A 3,465-nucleotide genomic window follows, 5' to 3' on the forward strand; every position below is an offset into this window, starting at 1 on the left:
ATACCATCGTCATCTCCGGCGGCACCGTCGGCTCGCCCAAAGTTCTCGCCGCCTCGAAGCTGGATACCGGCCCCGCGCTCGGGGCATATATCCATGAGCATGTCTGCATCGGCTCGCGGGTGACGCTCAACCAGGACATCCGCAGGCTGATCCGGGACGACGAGCCGGTCTATTCGATCTGGGTTCCCTTCTCGCAGGGACGCCCCTGGCAGAACCAGCTGTGCCGCTTCACCCTGAGTTCGGATGGAACGCGGCTGGCGCCGGGCATTCGCGAAGTCGACACGTCTGATATCTTCACCTTCGTGGCGATGGATGTCGTGGCGCAGAACCGCTTCATCTTCGACAGGGAACGCCTCGACCCCTACGGCCTGCCGCACGCGGATGCGGTGTTCGGCTTCTCCAGGGATGACCGCGAACGCATTGGCGCGGCGATGGCCGAGCACTTCCTGATCGCTTCGGAGGTCGGCGATATGCAGGCGGGCTGGAACCCGAGCATTTATCCAGCCGGGGGCTCGACGCATTTCATGGGATCCTGCCGCATGGGCGAGAAGGACGACGGCCAATCGGTCGTTGACAGTCATGGCAGGCTGTGGCGCTACGAGAATATTTTCGTCGCGGACAATTCGGTCCTCGGAACGCCGAACGCCGGCAATCCGACATTCACCACCGTCGCCCAGGCGCTGAGGACCGCGGATCGCATCCTGGGCCGCGGCGCCGGCGGTTAGCCGGGCGCTGGCAGGCTCAATATTCCTCGACCGCGATAAAGTCGAAGTCGCCGGCTTCATTGCGCAGCGGCCAAAGCGCCCGATAATCGTCGCTGTTGTACCAAGCCTCGATGGACGCCGCGTCGGGGAACTTGAATATCGCCGTGCGCTTGTGGCGATGAGTGCCCGTCAAGACGGCCTTGACCTCGCCGACCGAGATGAACTCGCCGCCGAAACGGGCCACTATCGGGCCCGAGCGATCGACATATTCCAGCATCTTTTCCGGGTTCTTCAGCGTCCCGTGGGCAATAAAATAGGCGGCCATTTGGATTCCCCTTCCGATTGGATCTTGCCGCTCATCCGCGCGCGGCGATGGTGCGGTGGTCCTGGATTCCCAGTCCCTCGACTTCCAGCCTAACCTGCTGCCCCGCCTTGAGAAACACCGGCGCCGGCTTTATGCCGAGCCCGACGCCCGGCGGCGTGCCGGTGGCTATGACATCGCCCGGCTCAAGCGTCATGAAACGGCTGAGATAGGCAACGAGGAAAGCGACGCCATAGACCATCGTCTTCGTCGATCCCTGCTGATAGCGATGCCCGTCGACCTCGCACCACAGCGAAAGGTTCTGCGGCTCGGGAACCTCGTCGCACGTCACCAGCCAGGGACCGATGGGTCCGAATGAATCATGGCTTTTGCCCTTGGTCCATTGTCCCTGCATCTCGGACTGGAAAGCGCGCTCGGAAACGTCGTTGATGGTGCAGTAGCCGGCGACGTGGGCAAGCGCCTCGGCTTCGGCGATGTATTTCGCGCGCTTGCCGATGACGACGCCGAGTTCGACTTCCCAATCCGTCTTCGCCGCGTCGCGCGGGATTTCGATGGGATCGTTGGGTCCACAAATGGCCGATGTCGCCTTCATGAAGATGACAGGTTCGGGCGGAACAGTTTTGCCTGTCTCGGCGGCGTGGTCGGCGTAGTTCAAGCCGACGCAGATGAATTTGCCGACACCCGCGACACAGGGGCCGATCCGGGGCGAACCGTCGACGCGAGGCAGCGTTGCGGGGTCGATGGCCGCAAGCCGCTGCAGGGAGGTATTCGAAAGGTGATCTCCGCTGAGATCGGGCACCAGCTCCCCTATGTCACGCAAGAGGCCGGAGCCATCCAGGAGCCCCGGCCGCTCGCACCCCGGCTCTCCATACCGCAACAATTTCATCGCGCCGCTCCACCTGATTGGACGGCGGTTTCGATAGGCTCACAGGCCGCCATGCCATTGATTTCTCCATACCCATAGCACGATGGCGCGCAGATCTGTCAACGCTTGATATGCGTGTAAAATATCTGTAGTGTGCCAGAAGTATCGAGGTATGCTGGGAACGTGCAGCAGCCTGGCGAGGGAGAAATGTCAGCATGGCAAGGGTGATCCAACCCTTTGAGTTCGTGGAGCCTTCCACCATCGACGAGGCGCTGGGCCTCGCATCGTCCGAGGGATCGCGTCTGTTTGCCGGCGGCTGCGAACTCGTCTTGAGCATGCGTCGCGGCCTGGCGCGCTACAACCGCCTCGTCAGCATCATGGGGATCACCGGCCTTGACGGCTTCCGCGCTCATCCCAAACACGGGCTGGAATTCGGCGCCCAGGTCAAGATACGCCAGCTCGCCAACCACATCTGGGTCGGCAAGCGCTGGGCGGCGCTCCACGAAGCGATGGAGCAGCTTCACCCACCCCACATCATGAACATGGGCACCGTCGTCGGCAATCTGTGCAGCGCGGTCCCCTACTACGACCTGCCGACATCTCTCTACGCGCACCGTGCGGTGATCCGGATTGGCGACGCAAGCAAAGTGCGCGACCTGCCGATCGACGATTTCTACGTCGGCTCCCGGCTGACCGCGCTGAAGCCTGGGGAAATGGTGACATCGGTTTTCGTGCCGCCGCCGGTGGCGGATGCGGGCAGCGCCTTCAAGAAGATATACAAGGCGCGTCGCCGTTCGGAAGATCTGCATAAGATCAACGCCGCTGCCTATGTGGCGCTCGACGCGGCCAAGGAGGCGATCGTCGATGCCACGCTTGTCGTCGGATCGGTCGGCTTCAAGCCGGTGCGCATCGTCGAGGCCGAGGCCGCGCTGATCGGCAAGCCGGCAAGCCATGCGACATATGAGGCGGCGGCTGGTATCGCCGCCGGGACCGTCGCGCCACTGACCGATGCCGCCTGGGTGGAGGAAATCCGCAGCGAGTGGATCCGTATCCTGGCGCGCGACGTGCTGGAGCAGGCCGCGAGCCGTGCCCGCTCTCGCCACGATCCCGCCGGAGACGCTCATCTTGCCTATTGAGAGGCCGTGATGCCCAGACAGATTGGTTCATTTCATATCAACGGTAAGCTCAAGGAGGTGATCGTCGAGCCGCAGATGCTGCTTGTCGACGTCATCCGCGAGAAAATCGGCCTGACCGGCACGAAGCGGGCCTGCGCGAGCGGCAATTGCGGAGCCTGCACGGTGCTGGTCGACGGACTGCCGGTCTGCTCGTGCCTGACGCTGGCGATTACGACGCAGAACTTGGACATCCGCACCGTCGAGGGCCTACGCCGCGCCGATGGCGAGTTGCACCCCCTGCAGCAGGCCTTCATCGACCACTGCGCTTCGCAGTGCGGCTTTTGCACGGCGGGAATGCTGATGTCGGCCACCGCTCTCCTGGAAGCCAATCCGCGCCCGACCCGCGACGACGTCAATCGCAGCCTTTCGGGCAATATCTGCCGTTGCACGGGCTATGTT

The 3,465-nt window shown here is 63.1% G+C and carries 5 protein-coding genes; 3 read left to right on the plus strand and 2 right to left on the minus strand.

Going from position 1 to position 3,465, the window contains the following annotated elements:
• A partial coding sequence (locus EN742_RS28460; RefSeq protein WP_245492412.1) for a GMC oxidoreductase occupies positions 1-725 on the plus strand: 725 nt, incomplete at its 5' end.
• A gap of 16 nt (positions 726-741) precedes the next feature.
• Here EN742_RS28460 and EN742_RS28465 read toward each other — a convergent pair.
• Positions 742-1,029, minus strand: coding sequence for a DUF1330 domain-containing protein (locus EN742_RS28465; protein ID WP_128333540.1), 288 nt, complete (start codon positions 1,027-1,029; stop codon positions 742-744).
• Between the two features lie 31 nt (positions 1,030-1,060).
• Positions 1,061-1,912 (minus strand): fumarylacetoacetate hydrolase family protein, encoded by an 852-nt coding sequence (locus tag EN742_RS28470; protein WP_128333541.1) that lies wholly within the window; start codon positions 1,910-1,912, stop codon positions 1,061-1,063.
• 194 nt (positions 1,913-2,106) lie between these two features.
• Here EN742_RS28470 and EN742_RS28475 point away from each other — a divergent pair, with 194 nt between their 5' ends.
• Together EN742_RS28475 and EN742_RS28480 are read left to right on the plus strand one after the other, a co-directional pair.
• Complete coding sequence (locus tag EN742_RS28475; protein WP_128333542.1) at positions 2,107-3,027, plus strand: FAD binding domain-containing protein; 921 nt, start codon at positions 2,107-2,109, stop codon at positions 3,025-3,027.
• A 9-nt stretch (positions 3,028-3,036) separates the two neighbouring features.
• Positions 3,037-3,465, plus strand: a 429-nt coding sequence (locus tag EN742_RS28480; RefSeq protein ID WP_148670316.1) for a (2Fe-2S)-binding protein, incomplete at its 3' end; no start/stop codon positions are given.

The organism is Mesorhizobium sp. M4A.F.Ca.ET.020.02.1.1 (genome assembly GCF_004022645.1).
Lineage (GTDB): Bacteria > Pseudomonadota > Alphaproteobacteria > Rhizobiales > Rhizobiaceae > Mesorhizobium.